This is a genomic window from Paenibacillus sp. XP01, assembly GCF_057364885.1.
The window spans coordinates 1,679,320-1,701,322 of the sequence record NZ_CP139481.1 but is presented as its reverse complement, the minus strand read 5'-3'; the positions used below and the strand labels follow the sequence as shown (position 1 = coordinate 1,701,322).

Sequence of the window (22,003 nt, the reverse complement as noted above, 5' to 3'; positions counted from 1 at the left end):
GGAAATGGCTGTTTTGACGGTACAGGGCCATGCCTTTGTAGTCAGTTGACCTTTGCGAGTTTCGCACCGCGAACGGATGCGGCAGCATATACGACAAGCGCTGTCCAGATGAGCGCAAAGCCGATGAGAAGAACCGGCGAGACCGATTCCTTGAACACGAATACGCTCAGTAACAGCATGATCGTCGGCCCGATGTATTGGACGAAGCCGAGCGTGGACAGCGCCATCCGGGCGGCCGCCCGCGCAAAGAAGAGCAGCGGCAGCGCGGTGACCACGCCGGAAAGAAGCAGCTCGACGAACGTGGACGCAGGCAGCGTCCATGCCGTCGTCTTGCCCACGGCAGCCAAATAGATCCAGTAGCCGAGCGCGACAGGCAGGACTACAGCCGTCTCTGACAGCAAGCCTACCGAAGCGTCTTGTCCGATCTTTTTCTTCGCGAGGCCGTACAAGCCAAACGTTGCGGCCAGGGAGATCGAGATCCACGGGAACCGCCCGTAGTCGACGGCGATGATGAGCACCGCGGCGCTAGCGATGGCAATCGCGAGCCATTGGCCGCGGTTTGGCTTCTCACGAAGGAAGACAACTGCCAGCAGCACGTTCAGCAGCGGGTTCAAATAGTAGCCAAGGCTTGTCTCAACGACGTGGTCGTTGTTGACCGCCCAGATGAAGATGAGCCAATTCGCAGCGATCAGCAGCCCGCTGGCGGCGAGCGACAGCAGGAGCGAACGGCTGGCCGCAATCCGTTTCATGTCACCCCAGCGGCGCTGGACGGCGACGAGAATACCCATGAAGACGAACGACCAGACAACCCGATGGGACAGAATTTCGCCTGCCGGCACATCGTTAAACAACTTCCAATAAAGCGGGAGAACCCCCCACATGATATACGCGATAATCGCATTGACCAAACCGTTATTCATAATCTACTTCCCTCTTCTCACTCCGATGTCTTTACGGATTATACGCCTCGATCCTCGTTTAAGTAAAGGGATGAATCATTCCTCTCTCGGAACGCCGCGCTGTTGTCAGGCTGCTTCTGTGTTTGGAGCCATCGTTTTCCGTCAGCTAAAGCCCATCACTATTTCCCTACAGTTTATATAAAACGCTACTGACATACTGTTGTCAGCAGCGCTTTTGTATCATTGGATCGTAAGGGCATAGGAAATCAATGCGAAGTATCTTTGGCCCAAAATAATATGTTCAAGGTATTGTATTACCTATTATGGGAAGGATGGTATATCATGAATTTTGCTTCTGTACGCATCATTACCGACGACGTAGATCGTCTCGTCGAGTTCTATGAGAAAATCTTGGGTGTTTCGGCGGAACGCCCCGCGCCCGTCTTTGCCGAATTCGTGATGCCGTCGTGCACCTTGGCCATCGGCCACTCCCAGACGGTGCAGCTGTTCGGTGCGGGTTCCGCAGTGGCGGCCGACAATCACACGGTCATCATCGAGTTCCGCGTCCATGATGTCGATGCCGAATACGAGCGTTTGAAGCCGCTTGTGAGCGAGTGGGTAAAGGAACCGACCACGATGCCGTGGGGGAACCGTGCCATGCTGTTTCGCGATCCCGACGGCAACCTTGTTAACCTCTTCGCGCCGGTGACCAAGGAAGCCATCCAACGGTTCGACGGCAGGCGTTGACGGTTGTTGAGGCAATGGGCGATTGTGCCGCCTGATTCTCTTCAAGTGCTCGCTGCGGGTCATGATATAATGGAGCAATCAACGAGCAGGAAGGAGCATGATTTCATGGAAGCAACCGCACAGGAAGTCGCGGAATGGATGGTCAAGGAAATCAGGTTCACGGGGACGCTAACCCAGAGCGATGCGATCGAATATGCGAAGACCCATTTCGGCGAACAATTCGTATTCATCAATGAGAATGGAAATGCATCGTTATCCAAAGAGGTGAAAAAGGCTTTCCGCAAGCTCCACGGCGGCAGAATTGCCTGGGACCGCGACCGGTTCCTGTGGGCCTGGACCTGATCGACCGTCGCGTATTCTATGTAATAATTTGGAATGAATGTAAGCATGGGAAAACACATCCTAAATGAGGACATCGCATTCTCCTAGATTAACCGCAAAAAACATCCATATGTTAACGGAGAGGCAGAACCAATCTGAAGAAGCGAAGCGGTCGCGTGTATCACCGGATTTTCCCCTTAGAAAAGGGGATTCAAAAAATCTGGGGATAACAGCGATCGGAAGATGGTACTGCACTCGCAGTGGCTAGTGTGATCGATTATTGCGGTTTATATGGATAAACCCTTTCATGAATTGAAGGACTCACATGAGGTTTATCACTAGGAGGAAGCTTATTTACCCAAAAGGATGTGTTTTCCTGTCTTACTATAAGGTTTGAATACGTTCTACATTATGAAGCTTTTGCTGCAACCGCTTTTTGAATTAAAGCTTTTGCCTCGTCAGCAGACAACGTTTGCTTAGGTTGAAGCAGGTTTTTCTCTGCGGCGCTAAGAATACCTTGGTCAATCAATGCTGCCATGGCTTCAACCGCATATTTGGAAACGGTTTTCCCATCTTCGAAACCTGCGATGATCGCAGCCGCATTTTTATCGGCATCTTGATTGTCCAGCAGTTTAGCAAGAATCGTAGCCGCTTCTTCACGAGTGATATCACGATCCGGGCTGAAGTTACCGCCGTACCCTTGAATGAATCCGGCATGAGCGGCTTCAGCGATCGCATCAGCATATGCAGCATCGGCAGCAACATCCTTGAATGCAGGCGCTGCAGTTACTTCGTTCAGTTTCAACATGTCTACCAGCGCACTTACGAATTCAGCACGGGAAATGACTTCTGTTGTTACAGGAGTTTCCGGTAGGTCCGTAGATGCAGCGACGTTCGTGATCCGTCCTTCCGTTTTAGCTTGAATCGCGCCACCTTTAAATGTATCTACGATGTATTGGTAAAATACATCCAGATCGATCGGACCTGCCAAGGATGATTTGGCATCCACCAGCACTTTATAGTTATCTCCGCCTGCTGCCATAAAGTTGTTAACGACAGCCGTATATGTTTTTGCAGGATCAATAGGTGTGCCATCTTCAAGGCTTAGACTCGTCACCCGTTCTGCTACTGGCTTATTGAAATCTGCCGTATATTTCAGGCCGGAAATTTGTAATGTTTTGGTGTTTGGTGTGCCGTCCGCATTCGTACCCCATTGCTGCTCCAGCAAGGTTTGAATTTGTTCACCCGTCAGCTCTAATTTCACCAGAGTATTGCCGAAAGGTTGGATTTTGGCAAGATCCGCAAAGGTTACATCGCCTTCTGGCAGATCGGCACGAATACCGCCTGGATTCATGAATGCAAAGTCAGCATCGCTTGCGTTATCGCCAAAGTCTGCTTGACGCATGGCATCTGCAATAAGGTTGCCCAGAGGTGCTTCGTTATTATAGGCATCGGTGCGAGTGACCGAACCATCCGTTGTGCCTACCGGCTTCGTAAGCTCAGGATGCTTGTCCAATGATTTTTTAATGATTGCCAAAGATTCAGGGTCTTCCTTTACACCCTCTTGGAACGTCGTTGTCACTGTAGCTGATTTTTCGGTGACATCCCCGGTCGCAGGGTCAATCATCAACTTGATGTCTTCAAATGCCGTACCATATGAATAAGCTTGCACGATCAATTTTCCATTCACTTCACCGTTCGCCAAAGCATGATTGTCGCCTGCAACGATCACGTCAACAGGGGAATCTGCGGGTAAAGCCTTTGCTAAATCGGCCGCTTCGCCAGTGGTTACGCCTTCTTTGGTTGATGCTGGATCATGCGCCAGGACGATGATCGTTTCTACGCCTTGATCTTGCAATTCTTTTGCATATTTATTAACGGCTTCCACTTCTTCTTCTGCACTTAAGAAACGCACGCCTGCTGTGCCGGATGGAGATACTTTAGCCGGTGTAGCCTTCGTCACCAACCCGATGAATCCGATTTTGACTCCGCCCACTTCTTTAATCACATAGGGCTTAATCAATGGTTTGCCCGTGGAGGTTTCAATGACGTTTGCGTTTACATAATCAAATTTGGCGCCAGCATGAGTGACCTTGCCTTCTTTGGGATCAAGGCCGCCGAAGATTTGTGCTTTTAATGCAGCGATGCCCTGGTCGAATTCATGATTGCCCAAAGAACCTACATCAAAGCCCATCATATTCATCCATTCCATCGTAGGCTCATCCCGATCCAGAGACGAGACAGGAGCGGATGCGCCCACAGAGTCTCCATTATGGAAGAGCAGGGAATGTTCATATTTGGCTTGAGCTTCTTTTAGATATGTAGCCAGAATAGGAGCTGTTCCTACTTTTTTATCATTAACCAACGATGTCGTATCCAACTGACCGTGCAGGTCATTGATTCCGATCAAGTGTACTTCGACGTCATTGCTTGCAGCAGAGACTGGACCGACTGCGCCCAATAATTGAGAAAGCAATAGTGCAGTGGCAGCCACACGAATTGTGCTTTTACCCAACATTTTTTTCCATAACATAAGTTAAAAAACCCCTCTCCAATTTCTGATCCTGAAACAGATTAGCATGGTTAAATTCATATAAATCGTAGGTTGTATGAAATCTATGTAAAAAAGTTGACAAATAAATAGAGAAGAAGCCTACCTAGGTCAGGCTCTACATCAAAATCAGCGCTTGAGGTACTGGTAGAAAGCCCTCCCTTTCTTATTTCCATAGACTTGTTAATTCTCCTTCTATAAAAGCTGAAAAAAACATGTACACGTTAACGATAAAAACTGAAAGTTCGTTAAACAAAGCAGTCACGTGGATCGGCTAACGAACTTCGTAATGGAATGGCGAAAATGCTTCATTTTTCGGGATATTTTTACGATATATTAATGTACAGATTCATTTAAAATTTTAACTATTATATCGGTTGAACTAGACATTTACACGATAACAGCGATCGGAAGCTGGTTCTGACCACGTAGTGACTTCGTGTAAAAATCATTGGTTCAATGTAGACAAGGTAGAATTCAATCTGTAAATGGCTATATCCAAGGGGGAAATGCAGTGAAAACAAAGTTAGCATCTTTACTAAAAATAAAATCTTTAAGAGCAAAACTAGTCTCTTTGTGCCTGGCCATCCTTATTGTGCCGACAATCGTCATCGGGTTTAGCTCTTATACCGTTTCGAAAAATGAAATGAATGAATCAGGCAAAGCAGCGCTCGAAAATAATGTGAGTATGGTTATTGGCATGATTAACCTTCTTAATGAGCAAGTCGAAAGCGGAGATTTAACATTGGAGCAAGCACAGGAAAAACTTCGCGTCGAACTGCTCGGCGAGAAAAATGCCGATAATAAGCGGACGATCAAAAGCGAATATACGGTAGGAGAAACGGGATATCCGTGGGCGGTTACCAAAGATGCCCGTTCAGTAATGAACCCTTCCAACGAAGGCCAGGATTTGACGGATGTCGTCACAGAAGATGGTGTCTATTTGGGAAAAGAGCTCGTTAAAGTAGGTACAAGCGGCGGCGGATTCGTCTCGTATAAATGGGCTCTCCCCGGGACAGGTGAAGTGGAAACGAAAGTGTCCTATGTTCAAATGGATCCACATTGGGGTTGGATCATCGGTTCGGGTGCATATCTAAGCGAGTTCAACAGCGGTGCCACGAAAGTCCTTTATCTTGTTCTCATTGTTGCGGCCGTTGCGGTCGTTCTCGGAACAGTGATCGTCAGCATGATCTCGGGCCGTTTAACGAACCCTATCCTACAGGTCGCGAAGCGGCTTAAAGCGGTTGCGGACGGCGACCTGACCGTAGAAGAAGTTAAAAATAAGTCCAGCGATGAGATCGGAGAGCTTTCGAAGGACTTTAACCATATGATCCAAAACATGAGACATCTTATTCGCCAAGTCGATCTCTCCACCAAGCAGGTAGCTTCATCCTCCAAAGAATTGACTCTTGGAGCAGAGCACACAAGCCAGGCCACCGAAAACATCACCATGTCGATTCAAGAATCAGCAGCCGGTGCACAGGATCAACAAACCATGCTTCAGAGGACAACCAATGCGCTCCAGGAAATTTCAGTGGGTATTCAGCGAATAGCAGAAAGCTCTTCAACGATTGCGGACTCTTCTGTGGATGCGATGGAATTGGCTAACATCGGTGGTACGGCTGTCGAGCATACGGCGAAGCAAATGAACCTGATTAACCGTTCCGTGAACCAAACGGATGCCATGATGAGAATGCTGGATGAACGCAGCCAGCAAATTGATGCGATGGTATATGCGATTACAAATATCGCAAAACAGACTAACCTCCTTGCATTGAACGCTTCAATTGAAGCTGCCCGTGCAGGCGAAGAAGGACGCGGTTTCTCCGTAGTTGCTGCTGAAGTAAGGAAGCTTGCCGAGCAGTCTAACCAGTCATCCGGCCAGATTTCCACATTGATTCAGGAGATGCGGACAGATATTGAACAATCGCTTAAAACATTGGAACAAGTCAAATTGGAGGTCGACTCAGGTATACAGATTGCTAATGAGACAGAGGAGCAGTTTAACAAAATCGTAGGCTCTACCAACCTGATCGCGCAGCAAACAGAAGAACTCGCCAGCGTTACGCAACAAATCACCGCAAGTGTCCAGGAAATCACAGCAGGCCAAGAGCAAGTATCGGATTTGGCGCTTCGAGCCGCAGATAACTCGCAGAATATTGCAGCTTCATCCGAGGAGCAGCTGGCTTCCATGGAGCAAATCACGACCCTGGCTGCAACCTTGTCGGATATGTCGCAGAAGCTGGAAAACCTTACGGTCAAGTTTAAATATTAAGTTTCAACTTTTACGATATGGACTCATTTTTAAGCCAAGACCTTCTTAACGGGAGAGGATAACTCTCCATAAGAAGGTCTTTTTATTCTAATATGCACAGGATCTGTCCGATAAGGGTGTTGAACATCAACTTGCAGTCCCATTGGAAATCCTAATTTTGTACATTAGGAATAATATACTTTATCTACTTTGTATAAAGTATGCTCAATCGTTGGACAGAGATCGGTATCTACGTTGTGAAACTTTATTCGGAAGTATAAACTCTTTAAAAAGTTCTTTATATTGTTCTTTTGCTTAAAAGCAGGCAGAAATTCTGGTTCTTTCTCCACATCACCAAAACGTTGAATCCATTGCTCCACATCATTTGGAAGAAGTATTTTTCGATTGAGGACACTAACTACGGGCGTTACCATTCGTTCATCTTCCCCATCGGAGTAAACTCGATCTGTTATGATCATCTTTTCGTAAACCAAATTGAGGATGGTTATGAGGTCTTTTTGATCCAGTTCGGAACATTGAGCCAAATCGTCCAAAGCATCTGCTGCATGAGCTATGGCGTGAGCCCAGCCCTTCTCTTCATCATAACCGCGATAATCTCGCTCTTTATGTATAGTGTAAAACACCTTCTCTTTGATCTGATGGATCTGCTCTCCTGAAAGAAAAGGGGTTTGCCTGTGCCTAATGAGCAGGAGCGGTATAACCAGCATCGAGAACGATCGAGTGAAGACGGAGTCTGTATTGGTTTCACCCAGCTTATATAACAAATGATTTTCGTCCAAAACGACAGGTACAAGTTGTTCCAGTTCGTTTGCAGTTAGGGTGTTGCCAGCAATCCAATGGGATAAGGTTGTGTAGATTAACTCATCCCGCAGCTGGGCATCCAAAGATCCGATGTTATCCATCATTTCTTGTACCAACTGGAATGGTTCGTGAGGTGCTTGGTAGCCATTTTCTTTAATTAATATCAACTTTTCTTTTAAATTCATATTACACACTCCTACTCTATTCCGATTCATTTTTAATCATCTCTATATCAGTAACCATCCAAGCCAGATCATCGATCAATTGAACATTATACTTTTGAGCGCCTTTGTACTCTTCATTTTTAAAGTCACATTCGCACTCCATGGTATATGTACGCGTTCTAAACTTTTCTTCTTTTAAAGTGACATTGATGATCTTATATTCATGAGTTTCGTAGTTTAAATATTCTTCAATTGCAGCTTGGGGGTCAGAATCAATCTGAGCCCCATCAATGAACAATTTCATGTAGGTGACCAAATAAAAAGTTAGAATCGACAGAACTATAATTAAGAATGCGACTGAGAATATTAAGTTAAGCTTTGTTAGCTTCATTAGGTACACCTCTTGCTCTTCCTGCATGCGGAACAGATGCTCAATACGTCGCTTTTGGAGCAAACTGACCTTGATCCTTGAGAGCGTCGTCAAAAAAACGAAGGATAAGTTCATTTTGAGTTTCAATCGCGTAATATTTATCGATATTTGCTTTTCTGCCTTCATGCAACAGGTTTGCCAATATAGGCGAGAATAAAGGTAGATCGGTTAAACTCAAATGTTTTGCGCCTTTAAAATGAACGTTGTATGCATCTTTAAAATATGGATTCGAAATGCGATTCGAAATATACGGAGGACTGCTGTCGAGCTGTATCCACACATCATCCGAATAAACGTTAAGAAGCGGGATGGTGAAAGCTTCGGATTTTGCAGTTAATTGGTTCGTAACTTTATCGTATACAAGCTCGCTATAGAACGGACCATCTATATTTACTACGGCGTCAATATCATCGCGCTCCCTGCTCAGTGCTACGCTTGCCGCTCCCCCCATAGAATGACCGAACACGCCTATTTTCTGTGTGTCGATGCGTTCATATAGAGAGTCTTTTTTTTGCTCGGCTTGTTCCAGGATCGTATCTATGACAAAATCCATATCATCCGTTCGCAATTTCATCCATTTTTGATTTAGCTCGAAATACTCCCCAAGCGAATAAACCCCTTTATTTGCATTGTTGAATTCTTGCATGTACTCGGGATTAATGGTCACGACCTTCCCATCCTCGGAAACCGTATAAAAAGAATGATAGGGATGGTCGATCGAAACGACGACGTAACCGTGGCTCGCAAGCTCTGTAAAGGTAGACGTGTTGCTGGTTTTAATACCGAATGCTCCATGGGAGAACACAAGCAAAGGATACGTTCCGTCTGCCTGTTCAGGATACCAAAATTCCACGTTAACAGCTCGATGCTCTCCCTGATCCGAAAATTCTTCGATACGATTCTTATCCACGTAACTGTAAGTGGCGGTCGCCACTGCATACGGACCTGTCACTTGCGGCAGCCTATGCTGTGGAAAAAGTAAAACAGGAACAAGGGTAACGACGACGGTCAGTGCTAACAAAAGAAATTTCCATACCGTAGAGAACGTTTTGTAACGCGGGGGATGTGTTTGTTTGCGCAGGAGCACAACCATTTCCTTGAACGCTAATAGAAAAAGAAAACCTGCAAACAGTCCCCAAGTGTACTCCCATACGACAACGTTCCCCAAGCTCAGCATGATGAATCCGATAAACATTGCGATTCTCGTCCAACTCTTTATCTTGTGACGGCTTTGCTTCGTTACCATGGAATAAACGGCAATGGCCAGTTCGAAGACCAACGTAACAACAAGGATTAACATCTCCATAAGACTTCTCTGCTCCTCCTCCAGCTTTTTATGAGTTCATCATAAGAAATGGCAGAGCAGGTGTATACGCATAAACGATAAGCTGTCGCTGAGAGCCAATAAGTTGTAAAAACACAACGTAAAGCTGTGTACTTACGCGCTGCGAATACGACTTTATTGGGGAGCGGTTTGTGTAGATCTTCTAAACCTCGTTTTTAAATGTTTTTAGTCTTTCATTGATCTTTTGAGCTTCCTTTTTGTCATTCTTATACGTCAGTAGGCGAACGATTACGTATACTGCAGCAATTTGCAACGCCAGTAATAGTATACCGGAAGTGGTGTATACGAGATTCAATAGGACAGCAAGAGAAATTAATAGAGCTTCCAGAAACAAGAAATGAAAAATGACTCGAAGGCGCATTTTATTCTCGCTAATGGCATGCGGCGTATATAAAATGATTCCAGTCAAAGCACCCAAAAAAGAGAAAACCATAATTATAAAAATCGTCTTTAATTCGAAATTTGCATCAGGAGCAAAGATTTGCCGCAAAATAGTGATGATTATAATGATGGAGGCGAATATAATTAAGAAATCTCTGATCATTCCTTTAATGAACTCGGAATATTTCATATAGGTCCCCCTTTTATAATCCAAGTATGTGTTTAAGCATGGGTACATACTGTCGTGATATGACAACCTTCTCCCCGTTATCCAATAAGGCTTGAAATCGTCCGCTGATGGACGGATGAATACTGGAAATTTTAGCTATATTTAGAATGGTGGATTTGGAAGCGCGAAAACAATGTTTCTCTTTGCAAAGTTCCTCCAGTTCATATAGCTTTTGTTTGACTTCATGAACGTTGTTCTTACAGTATGCAAACACTTTTCCGTCAACAGCTTCAAAATAATAAATATCACTCATTTTGATGCGGCTGATCTGATCCTCATGATAACCAAGTATAATGAGCGTTTCGGTTTTTAGTTTATTCACGAGCTCATGTATTTCTTCGTCTACCTGGTGACACCTGATGCGGATCTCCTCTTCTTCTGTATGGTCTATTACTTCGATGGAAATGTTGATAACAATCACCCTCGGAAATTCGAATCAAAACTTGTTATATAAGTTGAACCAATGATTTTTACACAGAGTCACTACGTGGTCAGAACCATCTTCCGATCGCTATTATCCCCAGATTTTTTGATTCCCTTTTCAAAGGGAAAATCCGATGAAGCTTATGCTTCCGATGCAGCTTTCTTTCAGAAAGCTTTTAAGCGACCGCTTCGCTTCTCCAGATTCTTTCTGCCCCCTCTCGTTTTCGTGTAAATATCTAGTTCAACCTACATAGCGTTTATAACGAATCATAGAAAGACAACGCGTAAGCATCATCAGTAACAAAAGGTTGTTAAAAGAAATCCACTTTTGATTATTCCCCCTGTTTCCCTTCACCCGTATTACGCAGCGATGGATATTCAAACTATACCGCCGATCCAGCATATTGACAGCCTCGTACCATTATATCCCACATTCAATTCACTTCGTAGTCCTCTGGGACTCCGATTTCTTATGTATATTCAAGTATAATTCCAGGTTTATTCTTCACTTCCCCCTCCTATTTTACGATAAATAGTATGGAGCTATATTAAAAAACGACGATGTTGTTTTAGGTTTTAACTACTTCTAAGGGGGAACAGATCGTGAGACAGGCTCGCAATAAAAAGACGGATTTAAGGTTTAAACTGTATTTGATCATTCTGGTTCCGCTATTGGCCATGGGTGGTCTAATCATATGGGCCACGATGGATTCCAGTGAAAATGCATCATTAATGACCATGCAGCATAACAACCAGCAGCTGGCAATGAACACGGCCTCTCAATTAGGCCAGGAATCGGAAATTATCAAAACATTATATGCTACTGCTTCGGAGGAGAGCAACGAATACAAAAGTCTTAGAGACGAACTCGTTAAAGTCAGGCTTCAATCCGGAGCCCTATATGTTTATATGTATAACAAAACTTCGGACGGATGGATCTACACCGTGGATGGAGCGGATTGGGACGATTCGGAATATAGCCCTTACGGGACTGCCATGGAATTCAATCCCCAGATTCAGGAGCGCTTGTTAAACGGTGAAGTCGTCACAACAGGCATCGTTGAAGATCCGACCTGGGGGCAGCTATTGTCCTCCTTTACGCCAATCAAGGATTCGCAAGGTACTGTAATCGGCTACCTGGGCATCGATATTTCCGCTGCAGCCGTGAATCAAATGTCCAAGGCATCCGTAAATGATGCGTATCGGACCATCATCCCGATTTTTGCGGTTGTGCTGATTCTATCTTTGGTCATGATGTTATTTGTGGTAAGAGGCATTCTCAGACAAGTACGCGATATTAAGTTAAGCCTCGAACAGGTCGCCGATGGGAATCTCAAAGTCGTATCCACACCTATGACAAACGACCAGCTCGGTGATATCAGTCATTTGATTAATGTCATGGTTGCCCAATTGACGAATATTTTGATGGGAATACAGCAAGGATCCAACACTCTCCAGCAGTCCTCAAACCATATTGCCGAAACGGCTCAGACAAACCTGCGTCAGACCGAAGAACTTTCCAGAGCGATCGAGGAAATAGCCACAGGCTCCATGAAACAAGCTGAAGAGACGGAACACTCCGTCCAGCACTCCGAGAATCTGGGCAAAATCATGGATGAAGTAGGTTCATATGTGCAGCAGTTCACCGATACTTCAGAACAGCTATCTGCCGTACAAGCACAAGTTACGCGAGAACATGAGGCTCTGCTTGAGAAGGGCCGGGAGAATGCCAAGCGTGTCGAGCATCAGCAGGAAATCTCTAAGTCCCTGACGACTCAGTCGGAACTCGCCTCTACCATTAGCGGACAAATTCACGGCATTTTAAAACAAACTCAAATTCTATCGCTGAATGCTTCCATCGAGGCAGCCCGGGCTGGCGAAGCGGGGAAAGGCTTTGCTGTCGTTGCTGGTGAAATGGGACACCTCGCTCAGCAATCCGAACGTTCGATTCAGGAGATTGATGAAATTCTGAGTTCATTCGTTCAAGAGATACAACGTATGAGTAGTCATTTTGATACGAATATGGCTGCGGCCAAGGAACAGGAAGAACAGATCGCTGAGTGCCTCCAGACGTTTAGGCAGGTTAGCCGCTTATCGAACGAAGTCCAGGAGCTGGCTAAACGTTTGGAAAACCGGACGGCGGATATGCACTCCATTCGTCAGGAGGTGGAACAGCACTTGAGTTATATTGCTTCCGCAACCGAGGAAACATCGGCCATGACTGAAGAAGTCGCGGCAAGTGCTGAAGAGCAGCAACGTTCGGCCAACGAACTGTCGAACATCTCCGGACAGCTTGCCAGCCTTGCAGGCAACCTCAAATCGTATTCCGATCAATTTCAGATCGAAGTGCGCAGATCCGATCGTTCAGAATAATGAAAAACCCCGTTACCTGTTGAATCAGATAACGGGGTTCTTGCTATAGATCCATTCCGATAAACAGCCATACTCCTCTTCGCTTTATTAGAACGATCCCCTACTAATAAGAGCAACAAGCCAACGATGATTATCATAAATGGCGGACCTGCATGAGCTTCGAGCGCGCACCTCAATCCTCCGTATTTGAGTGAGAAAACTAGTTCATATTTGAGGGAGTTCAATGGGTGTTTTAACCTGAACCTCAATATGTGAAGAAAAATATTCAACGTCTACATCAGTTCCATCCAAAAAAGGCGCAAACGTAGGTGATTCAGTAAATTTATTAGTATAGTATTGGTTAATCTGTTCCTGTATTTTTGGAGCTAACAAAGTCAGCACAAGCCGTTTCAATGGTTCATCGTTTGGCTCTGCGCAAACGTGCTGCATTGTCATCAAGAAAATGATGACCGTTAGCAGTGATCCGATAAATCTCTTCATGTCTGAAACCCTCATCCCCAGCATTTTTAAGGATAGTTTTCTCATCATATCCAATAAGAATACGAGATGAATGAATTTGGCCACCAAAAAGAAGCACCCTGAGCGTGATGGGCTCATTCAGCGGATAGCAGATCCCGATGATCGACGTGCGACTTTACTGCAACTTACAGAGGATGCCCTTTAATGGAAAAGACAAAAGAAGCTCCATATTAGTGGTATTGGACGCATGAACTCACAATAAGGGAGCTCCGCAGCAATACGGGCTCCCTTCGTATCATGGTTTTATATTGATTGTATTTACTCAATATATCCAAATGGATGTAAGACTTTACGGTACTATCTAGTTACAGATTTTATAGAGAGGATGGATATACCACCGATGATTGCAAGAATAAATGACATTACAAAAATGGATGAAAACCCTATTTGTGAAATCATAAATGCTGCAATTACGGGTGCTATTGCTTGTGTTACCGTATTTCCCAAGTTGTATATCCCTAAAAACAATCCCACTCGTTCCTTATCAGGAATAACTCTTAAATTCAATAAATTATCCAAGGAGTTCCATATCCCCATTCCCAGACCAGCCAAAAATCCATAAATCATGATACCAACATCATTTTGCAGGAAGAACAGACTCAGCGCTCCAATTCCTAATGAAATTGTAGATAAACCAACAGGTAATTTTAAGATATTAAACTTATCGGAGATTGGTCCAGCAATAAACCCCATAGCAATGCCAAATATTAACATAATGATATTGATCAACTGTATCGATTGTTGTGTTGCTGTTGTATCTTTATGCAAGAAGTCCGTCATGATAAACAGCAGATACCCTGTTATTGCAAAGTTCCCAATGCCTTGAGAGAGTTTTCCAATGAGAGCCAAATAGTAGTCACGACCGATAGACCATTTAGGGAACACTGTAACCAATTCTTTGAATGAAAACGCGTTCTTCGTTGGTGATGATGATTGATCCATCTTCTCATCCAAATTGGATGGTTCACGTACAATATACGCTGCGATCAGTGTACCAATGAATGTAATGATGCCAAAGATAACAAACCCCAAACGATATTGCCCCAAGAAAACGGCGGCTAGAATCGTAAAACCATTGTTTCCAAGCGCCATACCTAGCCCGCCATAAGCGGACGAAGCCGTCCCTTTGCCATGATCGGGTGCTAAATCTAACCAAGCGACCATTGGAGCCACAATAAAATTCAATGCAACCTGCCCAAGCATCCAACTGATCAACAAAACAGGTATGGAAGTAGCCATTGAGGCGAAGATCATCGCCAACATAAATACAAAAGCTCCAGAGACAAGCCAAGGCGTCCGCTTGCCAAAACGCGATTGGGTACGGTCAGAGACATATCCGGCGATCATATTAGAAACGGCTGCCACGACCATCCCTAATGCGGAGAACAAGGCTACGATATTAATTTTGTTTTCAGCATCCAAATGTTGTATCATCGCAGGCAAAAATAAACTTGCTGTTGCAATATATGGTCCCAGCCAGGAAGCAGGTCCAATGATTAATCCGGGCACTAATCGTTTAAGCGGTATCGTTTTCATGTGTAATTTCCTCTCTGAACGTCTAAAAATTCTTTACGGAGTAGAAGTCAAAGTCTGCGTATGAGTCATGTTGATGTGCGTCAACCGAACCTATGAAGTTAAACAGTCCTGTGAATCCACCGATTTCACCTGGTTCACCGTTTACGCCTTCATCCGATAAATACATAGCATTGATATCGTTTTTTAATAATTGCCACTCCTGGTTTATTTCCAACCGATAAAATATATCCACCATACCCGACTTATAGATAACCTTTAAATCAACTACATTGTCAGGAACCGGTATCATTTGTTGAACCAATTCTTTACGTTTACCTAGATTAGCCTGCAATAAGCTCAAAACCGTTCCATTTGATGATTCTGAATACGTTAAGTGTGCATAGATCCAATTATTTGAATCATAGTAGAGTCCCATACCGGCAGTTTCGGAGTAATGGTCAGGGAGAAATTCAATTCTGGTTTGAAACTCATAATGGAATGATGTCGCGCGAGTTGCCATGATTGCTGGATTCATTTGTGAAAAAAGAGAGTTTTCTCCGTAAATGCGCAGATATCCGGGACGTTCGATTGTATTTACCCAACTTGCTTCCTGCTTTCGATAGGGGGTCATAAAGCGAATATCATAGGTTATATCATCAAAATGATCATGGATGTCATGGGATATTACAGGCGATAACTGGACCCCCTCCATCCCCTTTACTTCCATTTTGGCCAGGTTTGATCCATCTTCCATTTCGAGCCACCCATCCTGTGACCATTTCATTTTTTGAATCGATGTTTCCCGACCTAACGGATTTAAGAGAGTTCCTTCAAGAGGGCGTGACATCAGATGTGCAATATACCACTCGCCCGTATGGGTTTGAACTAATGAACCGTGACCTGCTTTTTGCATCAATGAATGTGGATTGTACATTTCAAAATGTCCCGCATCCGGATCGCCAAGTGAAAAAAGATGCCGCGGTGAAGACGTGATGATCGGTTCTTTCGATGGATGCGGTTCATAGGGGCCAAAGATAGTTGTGGAGCGTCCAATCTCCACACCATGAGCATAGCCTGTTCCACCGGCAGCAATAATAAGATAATAATAGTCTTTATGTTTATAAATTTGCGGTGCTTCTGCGCACCCACGACTAGTAAACCCTTGTGTTACTCTGTGCCAAGCACCAATGACCTCACCTTTTTCCAAGTCATACTCAGCGATGACAATATGCCCGGGCGCTTGATAGCCTTCTCTCGTTTCCCATTCAAGGATGGAAATGTAGTGTTTTCCGTCGTCATCATGGAAAATGGCTGGATCAAAACCGATGGACGTTAGATACATCGGCGCTGACCATGGCCCGTGTATATCTTCTGCCCACATCGCGTATGAATCCGCATTAAATTCACGACCGGCCATATTGATCATATGGGAGTAGGCTAACCAGTATTTCTTTGTGAAAGCATCATAGGATAAATGCGGTGCCCAGATTCCGGCGGGTGTATGTGTTCCCCTTAAATCAACCTCCCCTTTTTTTAATGCAAAGTTAATAAGTTCCCAGTTGGCTAAATCTGATGATTTAAAGATCTGGATCCCTGGATTCCAATGAAACGTAGACGTTGCGATATAATATTCATCATCCACCCGAATAATCGATGGGTCTGGTGCCATTCCAGGTATTATCGGATTATTAATCATTGTCATTTCTTCTTTCCCTTTCAATCGCATTTTTAAGCGCTTTCTATTTCCCGGCATGCAGCTTACCCTTTTTTTTTCATTACCAAGCAACATGTTGATACCGTTTTCTTTTTTGACTATAATAAACATGCGTCTGCTAAATATCGATAATAGAACATAAATCATGGTCATTCTCGAAAGCGTTTCCTGCTGCTCACTTATATTATAATAACGATTAAACTTGAAATTCGATTGCACAATGAAGGTTTAATTTACCCAAATCAAGGTGGGATCTCAAAATGGAAAACGATATACAACGATTTATTGGAGATACAACACAACTGCTCCCGCGTATTGATTGGAACATACGTTTTTTCGGTGCCCATAAGCAGACCGTTCCTTCACACTGGTCCATGACGAAAGAATTCCATCATGCTTTTGAGATATTAATTGTATTAGATGGCACTCAGGAGACATGTCTTGAAAAAGACCGTTATATCATCCAAAAGAACGAAATTCTTCTTATTCCTCCTGGTTTTGAACATACCAATCATTGCATCTCTCCTGGTTCAATGACTTATTTTTGTGCTCATTTTGATATTGACGAACCTTCTTTGCGAATGAAGATCATGAAAAACTGCGATTGGGTCTATACGCCCGATAATCCGTATTACAGCAGGTTAAGGAGCTGTCTTCAAAAATGGATTGACATTTTAGAAGATCAAGAGATTTCATTTTCAACTGCAAAATTAAGAGCACAGGTTATCCTCTTTGAATTATTAGAAATACTTGTAGATCTGCAACCAACAAACTCGAATGTAAGAACGAATCAATCCATGACCACTGCAAAATACGCCAAGGAAATTGCAGAGGCCATCAAGTGGACCTTCAAAAAAAAATGCATAGAAACAAACGGTAAAGTAGACTTTACCGTTCACATACAGCCGATTATTGCATCTCTTGGGATCAGCCCCAATTATGGTTTAGAAGTCTTTCAAAAGATTTACCAAATGTCACCTCGAAAATATTTATCCGAGCTAAAATTACAAGAAGCAAAAATCTTATTGCAGCAACCAGAGTTATCTTTGAATGAAATCGCAAATCGATTAGGGTATAAAAATCTTTCTCACTTCAGCAGACAATTTAAGAGATGGACTGGCATAAACCCGTCCGCATTTCGTAAAAAGACAAGTATTTAATCATTTTTCTTTATCCAGGAACGCAGCTTGTCCGCATAGAAAGCGCGTTCATCCGGATCGGACGGTGAACCCTTTGACAGGTAAAGTTGATCGTCCGCATACCTAGGGTACACATGGAGATGATAGTGCCACACGTCTTGATTGCCGGCAGGCTCATTATGCTGCCGCGTAGAAATCCCGTCGCATCCATATGTATTTTTCATTGCAAATGCTGTAAGCTGTGCCGCACGGTGAATTTCAACAGCGTAATCCGCAGGGAGTTCATAAATATTCTCGAAATGTTGATTCGGAATAACAAGAACATGTCCTTTATTATTTGGCCACCATTTGCCCGCTATAAATGCTGTTACCTTTTCATTCTGGTAGATGATATCCCTTTGTTTGGTTCCCTGATTGGGTCGCTCGATCCCCCAAATACAACAAAATGGACATTCGTACCCTTCAGGCTGATGTGAAAATGATGCTGTCATCGTTCTCATTCAACTCCTTTTATGTTTGTATTGCCGCCGTTTCTGCTAGTTTAATGGCTTGGTCAGGATAATTTCCAATGGTTGTGTATCCAGTAATAGGCATCCAGCATCTTGATAGCCCAGCTTTCTATAGAAATGTTGTGCGCCTTCATCAGCCTGGGTAGATGTCATGACCATGTTGAAGCCCTTTTGTTTCATTTGCTCCTCCCAGAAGAGAACAACTTTATTCCCTATACCCTTGCCCCGAAATGGTTCATCGATCCAAATGATGTTCATAAACGGGATGTTGTCCCAAAAATAACCATACCTCATCCATCCGATGTTACTTCCATCCAGGTTTCTTATGATGTAGATTTCTTTCCCCTTTATTTTGGCGGATATGAGGTTCTCTGAAATATGACGATCCCTGCCTTTGATGTATTCGTAATCCGAATCATTTGCAAAAGCGATGTTCATTGTAACTCCCCCTAATATCACAATTAAGATTTCATACCATTATATCCCATAAACTTTCCTTCCCGTTAGCCATTCATATCGTAACTTTTCTTTAAATTCTTAAGTCTCTTTTGGAACAATTCGTTAAGTTCCTGAATATAGACAAATACCCTTTCAATTTTCGGGAGTTGGATTTCCTGTTCAATGGCTGCTATGAAGACATCTTGATCCTGTTTATTTTCTAAAATATCCTTTTCAAATTCATCTTTATAGTGTTGCAAAAATGCTTCTTCGGTCTTGTAGCTTGGCAGCCATTCAAATAGATAAAGCTCTCTAAGTTGTACATAAAGAGCTAAGAACTCTTTTATGTTTTTTGCAACAGGTTTGTACGGGTCACTAAAACTCATCGGCTGTATAAAGAAAATTGGGGCTTCTTCTAATGAGTCTACGGTGTCCCCATCAGTAAGAAAAACAAAGTGATCCCCATCTGCCCCCGTCCATAAGAAGACAATGGCGTCATCCGGAGTACAATCGTAACCCTCCTCTTCAAAGGTTAACCTGGCCCCAAAAAAATCATCAAACTTTTTACCGTACTTTTTGACTAATTGCTCGTCTAACTGAAACAATCGTTGTAGAGTCTCAGGAATTTGATATCCTCTAACCATCTCTTTCCCCCAAATCTGGTAGTTGGCAATCTCGAATAATTCCATATTTTTTTATACCTCATATTATAATGTAACTCCGATTGATAGCATATTAGCGTAAACTTGAAAAAGGTAGCCGATAACGTAGATCGGCTACCTTCTTGGATTTATTCAGTTACCGTTTCCAGATAGCGTAATAAAAAAGCAGGAAGTCTGGCTGCCTCTGCTCAAATGGGCTTATCTGACTTTCTGACCAGGAATGGCTTACTACATGGTCAGATTATTTTAGCAATACCTAACAAGCCTCAAGAATATCATGGGTGCCCGAAGGTTCTCTCATATGACAAATATGTAAGGTAAAAACTGAAACTGTAAGGTAAATCGATCGATCGAAGCATTGGATCAGTGCTATTTTAAATATGCGAGTTCATTAACATGGCAGGAGTGAAACGGGTGCGCAAAAGAAAGGTACAAAATCTATTTCGATGTTTGGTATGTCTTGTCGTGATCTTGGTTTCAGTTGGGGATTATGTGAAGACGGTTGAAGCAGCCCCCCTCTCTCAGACGCCACGAAAAATAGAGGAATTCAAGAAACGATTAGATGAACAGGTTCCGGTATGGCAGGATAAATATGATGTACCCGGATTGACCGTCGGCATAGTTCACGAAGGTCGTGTCGCTTATCTTCTCAACTATGGTTATGCCGATAAGAAAAACAAGATCGAACTGACCGATCAAACCTTGTTCCAGGCGGGCTCGATATCCAAAAGCGTTACAGCATGGGGAGTCCTAAAATTGGTAGAAAAGGGGCTCGTTTCGCTCGACGACCCTGTTGAAAAGTACTTGACCTCGTGGAAATTACCTGACGCCAAATTCAATCCTGCTGAGGTCACCATAAAACGATTGTTAAGTCATACGGCAGGCTTGGCTGCCCATAAAGGGTATCTCGGTACGGCACCGCAAAGCCGGCTTTCCAGTATAGAAGATTCGTTGAACGGAAAAGGCCTATTTAATGAACCTGTGAGGATTACCGATACGCCCGGGGAAAAAGAGGTTTACTCTGGTGGGGGCTATACCATTCTACAGCTCGTGATTGAGGAGGTTACTGGAATGGCATTTGAACGTTATATGGAGGAAGAAGTCCTTAAGCCGCTAGGCATGGACTCGAGTTCATTCCATCAAGATCCCAACGATCCCCGGATGTCAAAAGCATACGGTTATTTCGGACAGGAGCTTCCGAACTACCAATTTACCGAGCAGGCAGCAGCTGGACTTAAAACGAACTCCACGGATATGACGAGACTGATTCTTGCCAGCATGGATCATTTGAATCGGATGCAAGGGAATGGACTTCTCGAAAACGAGCTTGTTGAGGAGATGCAGCAGCCAGTAATAGGTGAGAGTGGATTGGGCGTATTTATCAGAAAGTTATCCAAAGAGCAGACGTTCATTTACCATTCTGGCGACAATCGAGGCTGGCATGCATTGTACGGTTTTGTCCCGGAAACCAAAGAAGGTTTGGTGATTCTTACGAACAGCGATAATGGAATCGATCTGAGGCAGGATATTTACCATGCATGGATTGAATATGTAACCGGTTCGTTACCGGAGGGCCATTCTTCGTTGACTCAATCGAGAACGAATAATTTCATTCTATCCATTTCGATCGGGACCTTGTTTGGCATTTACGTGATAATGTTTGGTATAAGAATGGCTACCGGTAGAAGAGTCTTTTTCACCAGGCTTAAGGATAAATATGTTGTAAAATTAGGATGTAGGACATTACTTTTATTAGCTGTCGGTGCCCTCTTGTTCTATGCTTCTTATGTTTGGCAAATACTAAATTTAAGTTCCGGACGTAAAGATTATGTGATGCTGATCATGGCGTGGCTATTCGTTCTTGTCCTCACGGGTTTTTACCCCAAAAAACGTAAATTGAAATCGCCAGAGCGTTCATCCTTTAATAATCCCATTCCGTTAAATCCTGAATGAACTTACTCGCAAAAACAAGCTCATCAGCAGTGTACTTATCTAGAAAATTCATGAATCGCTCTTCAATTTCTTGATGGATCCGATGATGGATCACATAAATTTTTTGGCCTTTCGAGGTCAAAGCGTAATAGACTTCTTTTTTATTGTCATTCATCTGCTGTCTTTTGATTAACGCCAGCTTCAGAAGTTTTTTGCTGATTCTTGTGATGGAGCCTTTGGTTAATCCGGTTTTTTCCGCAATGGAGGTGACATTAATCGGTGAGAAATCTCCGATACATGCGATAAGGTGAATCTCCGACAAGGTCAAATTCCCCTTTTCACCAAATTCCTTTTCGAATTTATGTATTTCCTCACTCATGCGGACGGATAACTTGCTTTCCCTTATGTCCTGTTGACTCATAAGATGGATGAAGCTTTTAAAAATCCATTGTTTCGAAAGATCCATGGGCTGCATTTTCCTCGGTCTCCTCTATTCGCGTATCTTTCCTCATTATACATGATTGTTTCGCAAAGAACATTTGATGCGCTTATATTTCGGACAATAAAAAAGCCCGGAAAACGATGAATCAGAGGCTTCCGGGCCTGTTTTTGTTTCTCACAAAACAATAAGGTTAA

20 protein-coding genes are annotated in these 22,003 nt (G+C 43.6%); 6 read left to right on the top strand and 14 right to left on the bottom strand.

From position 1 onward, the window contains the following. Positions 1-41: 41 nt before the first annotated feature. Positions 42-920: an EamA family transporter RarD gene (gene rarD, locus SNR34_RS07740; protein WP_236416267.1), complete on the bottom strand. Its 879-nt coding sequence runs from the start codon at positions 918-920 to the stop codon at positions 42-44. 321 nt (positions 921-1,241) lie between these two features. Here rarD and SNR34_RS07735 point away from each other — a divergent pair, with 321 nt between their 5' ends. Next, positions 1,242-1,646, top strand: a complete 405-nt coding sequence (locus SNR34_RS07735; protein WP_343260066.1) for a VOC family protein — start codon at positions 1,242-1,244, stop codon at positions 1,644-1,646. A 105-nt stretch (positions 1,647-1,751) separates the two neighbouring features. Then, entirely contained in the window at positions 1,752-1,988 is a 237-nt protein-coding gene (locus SNR34_RS07730) for a DUF6953 family protein (protein ID WP_339276878.1), read from the top strand. Positions 1,989-2,376: 388 nt separating this feature from the next. Here SNR34_RS07730 and SNR34_RS07725 read toward each other — a convergent pair whose 3' ends face one another. Beyond that, positions 2,377-4,500 carry a bifunctional metallophosphatase/5'-nucleotidase gene (locus tag SNR34_RS07725; protein WP_486181596.1) on the bottom strand — a complete coding sequence of 708 codons (2,124 nt, stop codon included), beginning with the start codon at positions 4,498-4,500 and terminating at the stop codon, positions 2,377-2,379. Between the two features lie 532 nt (positions 4,501-5,032). Here SNR34_RS07725 and SNR34_RS07720 point away from each other — a divergent pair. Next, positions 5,033-6,793 (top strand): methyl-accepting chemotaxis protein, encoded by a 1,761-nt coding sequence (locus tag SNR34_RS07720; protein WP_236416275.1) that lies wholly within the window; start codon positions 5,033-5,035, stop codon positions 6,791-6,793. Positions 6,794-6,957: 164 nt separating this feature from the next. On the opposite strand, the gene SNR34_RS07715 is transcribed toward SNR34_RS07720, so the two are convergent. From SNR34_RS07715 to SNR34_RS07695, 5 genes are all read right to left on the bottom strand, one after another. Beyond that, positions 6,958-7,779, bottom strand: coding sequence for a DUF2785 domain-containing protein (locus SNR34_RS07715; protein WP_486181595.1), 822 nt, complete (start codon positions 7,777-7,779; stop codon positions 6,958-6,960). Positions 7,780-7,795: 16 nt separating this feature from the next. Next, positions 7,796-8,176, bottom strand: coding sequence for a hypothetical protein (locus SNR34_RS07710; RefSeq protein ID WP_486181594.1), 381 nt, complete (start codon positions 8,174-8,176; stop codon positions 7,796-7,798). Between the two features lie 13 nt (positions 8,177-8,189). Then, positions 8,190-9,209: an alpha/beta hydrolase family protein gene (locus SNR34_RS07705; RefSeq protein ID WP_486181593.1), complete on the bottom strand. Its 1,020-nt coding sequence runs from the start codon at positions 9,207-9,209 to the stop codon at positions 8,190-8,192. 466 nt (positions 9,210-9,675) lie between these two features. After that, positions 9,676-10,104 (bottom strand): DUF3021 family protein, encoded by a 429-nt coding sequence (locus SNR34_RS07700; protein WP_486181592.1) that lies wholly within the window; start codon positions 10,102-10,104, stop codon positions 9,676-9,678. 13 nt (positions 10,105-10,117) lie between these two features. Further along, on the bottom strand, positions 10,118-10,465 hold the full coding sequence (locus tag SNR34_RS07695) for a LytTR family DNA-binding domain-containing protein (protein WP_486181591.1): 348 nt from the start codon (positions 10,463-10,465) through the stop codon (positions 10,118-10,120). Between the two features lie 704 nt (positions 10,466-11,169). Between SNR34_RS07695 and SNR34_RS07690 the strand changes: the two genes are divergently transcribed. Beyond that, on the top strand, positions 11,170-12,939 hold the full coding sequence (locus tag SNR34_RS07690; RefSeq protein ID WP_486181590.1) for a methyl-accepting chemotaxis protein: 1,770 nt from the start codon (positions 11,170-11,172) through the stop codon (positions 12,937-12,939). Between the two features lie 204 nt (positions 12,940-13,143). Here the strand turns inward: SNR34_RS07690 and SNR34_RS07685 are convergent, their stop codons facing one another. The 3 genes from SNR34_RS07685 to SNR34_RS07675 form a co-directional block, all read right to left on the bottom strand. Next, on the bottom strand, positions 13,144-13,503 hold the full coding sequence (locus SNR34_RS07685; protein ID WP_486181589.1) for a hypothetical protein: 360 nt from the start codon (positions 13,501-13,503) through the stop codon (positions 13,144-13,146). 252 nt (positions 13,504-13,755) lie between these two features. Next, the gene (locus SNR34_RS07680; RefSeq protein ID WP_486181588.1) at positions 13,756-14,994 is read right to left on the bottom strand and encodes an MFS transporter; all 1,239 of its coding nucleotides are present in this window, start codon (positions 14,992-14,994) and stop codon (positions 13,756-13,758) included. Positions 14,995-15,016: 22 nt separating this feature from the next. After that, a complete protein-coding gene (locus SNR34_RS07675; RefSeq protein WP_486181587.1) occupies positions 15,017-16,798 on the bottom strand; it encodes a glycoside hydrolase family 43 protein in 1,782 nt (593 codons plus the stop codon). Between the two features lie 149 nt (positions 16,799-16,947). On the opposite strand from SNR34_RS07675, the gene SNR34_RS07670 reads away from it, so the two are divergent. Then, positions 16,948-17,847, top strand: a complete 900-nt coding sequence (locus SNR34_RS07670) for an AraC family transcriptional regulator (RefSeq protein WP_486181586.1) — start codon at positions 16,948-16,950, stop codon at positions 17,845-17,847. Here the strand turns inward: SNR34_RS07670 and SNR34_RS07665 are convergent. The 3 genes from SNR34_RS07665 to SNR34_RS07655 form a co-directional block, all read right to left on the bottom strand. Then, entirely contained in the window at positions 17,844-18,326 is a 483-nt protein-coding gene (locus tag SNR34_RS07665; RefSeq protein WP_486181585.1) for an HIT family protein, read from the bottom strand. The two genes, SNR34_RS07670 and SNR34_RS07665, sit on opposite strands and share 4 nt — an antisense overlap. 36 nt (positions 18,327-18,362) lie before the next feature. Continuing rightward, positions 18,363-18,773 carry a GNAT family N-acetyltransferase gene (locus tag SNR34_RS07660; RefSeq protein ID WP_486181584.1) on the bottom strand — a complete coding sequence of 137 codons (411 nt, stop codon included), beginning with the start codon at positions 18,771-18,773 and terminating at the stop codon, positions 18,363-18,365. A 65-nt stretch (positions 18,774-18,838) separates the two neighbouring features. Further along, complete coding sequence (locus SNR34_RS07655) at positions 18,839-19,462, bottom strand: hypothetical protein (RefSeq protein WP_486181583.1); 624 nt, start codon at positions 19,460-19,462, stop codon at positions 18,839-18,841. A gap of 369 nt (positions 19,463-19,831) precedes the next feature. Here SNR34_RS07655 and SNR34_RS07650 point away from each other — a divergent pair, with 369 nt between their 5' ends. Next, complete coding sequence (locus SNR34_RS07650; protein WP_486181582.1) at positions 19,832-21,388, top strand: serine hydrolase domain-containing protein; 1,557 nt, start codon at positions 19,832-19,834, stop codon at positions 21,386-21,388. On the opposite strand, the gene SNR34_RS07645 is transcribed toward SNR34_RS07650, so the two are convergent. Then, positions 21,357-21,842 (bottom strand): MarR family transcriptional regulator, encoded by a 486-nt coding sequence (locus SNR34_RS07645; RefSeq protein ID WP_236416304.1) that lies wholly within the window; start codon positions 21,840-21,842, stop codon positions 21,357-21,359. The two genes, SNR34_RS07650 and SNR34_RS07645, sit on opposite strands and share 32 nt — an antisense overlap. Between the last annotated feature and the right edge of the window lie 161 nt (positions 21,843-22,003).

What these genes read in the sequence shown, in the direction of transcription:
- rarD (WP_236416267.1), bottom strand. Translation starts at nt 920, where the DNA reads ATGAATAACGGTTTGGTCAATGCGATTATCGCGTATATCATGTGGGGG.
- SNR34_RS07735 (WP_343260066.1), top strand. Translation starts at nt 1,242, where the DNA reads ATGAATTTTGCTTCTGTACGCATCATTACCGACGACGTAGATCGTCTC.
- SNR34_RS07730 (WP_339276878.1), top strand. Translation starts at nt 1,752, where the DNA reads ATGGAAGCAACCGCACAGGAAGTCGCGGAATGGATGGTCAAGGAAATC.
- SNR34_RS07725 (WP_486181596.1), bottom strand. Translation starts at nt 4,500, where the DNA reads ATGTTATGGAAAAAAATGTTGGGTAAAAGCACAATTCGTGTGGCTGCC.
- SNR34_RS07715 (WP_486181595.1), bottom strand. Translation starts at nt 7,779, where the DNA reads ATGAATTTAAAAGAAAAGTTGATATTAATTAAAGAAAATGGCTACCAA.
- SNR34_RS07710 (WP_486181594.1), bottom strand. Translation starts at nt 8,176, where the DNA reads ATGCAGGAAGAGCAAGAGGTGTACCTAATGAAGCTAACAAAGCTTAAC.
- SNR34_RS07700 (WP_486181592.1), bottom strand. Translation starts at nt 10,104, where the DNA reads ATGAAATATTCCGAGTTCATTAAAGGAATGATCAGAGATTTCTTAATT.
- SNR34_RS07680 (WP_486181588.1), bottom strand. Translation starts at nt 14,994, where the DNA reads ATGAAAACGATACCGCTTAAACGATTAGTGCCCGGATTAATCATTGGA.
- SNR34_RS07675 (WP_486181587.1), bottom strand. Translation starts at nt 16,798, where the DNA reads ATGTTTATTATAGTCAAAAAAGAAAACGGTATCAACATGTTGCTTGGT.
- SNR34_RS07670 (WP_486181586.1), top strand. Translation starts at nt 16,948, where the DNA reads ATGGAAAACGATATACAACGATTTATTGGAGATACAACACAACTGCTC.
- SNR34_RS07665 (WP_486181585.1), bottom strand. Translation starts at nt 18,326, where the DNA reads ATGAGAACGATGACAGCATCATTTTCACATCAGCCTGAAGGGTACGAA.
- SNR34_RS07660 (WP_486181584.1), bottom strand. Translation starts at nt 18,773, where the DNA reads ATGAACATCGCTTTTGCAAATGATTCGGATTACGAATACATCAAAGGC.
- SNR34_RS07655 (WP_486181583.1), bottom strand. Translation starts at nt 19,462, where the DNA reads ATGGAATTATTCGAGATTGCCAACTACCAGATTTGGGGGAAAGAGATG.
- SNR34_RS07650 (WP_486181582.1), top strand. Translation starts at nt 19,832, where the DNA reads ATGGCAGGAGTGAAACGGGTGCGCAAAAGAAAGGTACAAAATCTATTT.
- SNR34_RS07645 (WP_236416304.1), bottom strand. Translation starts at nt 21,842, where the DNA reads ATGCAGCCCATGGATCTTTCGAAACAATGGATTTTTAAAAGCTTCATC.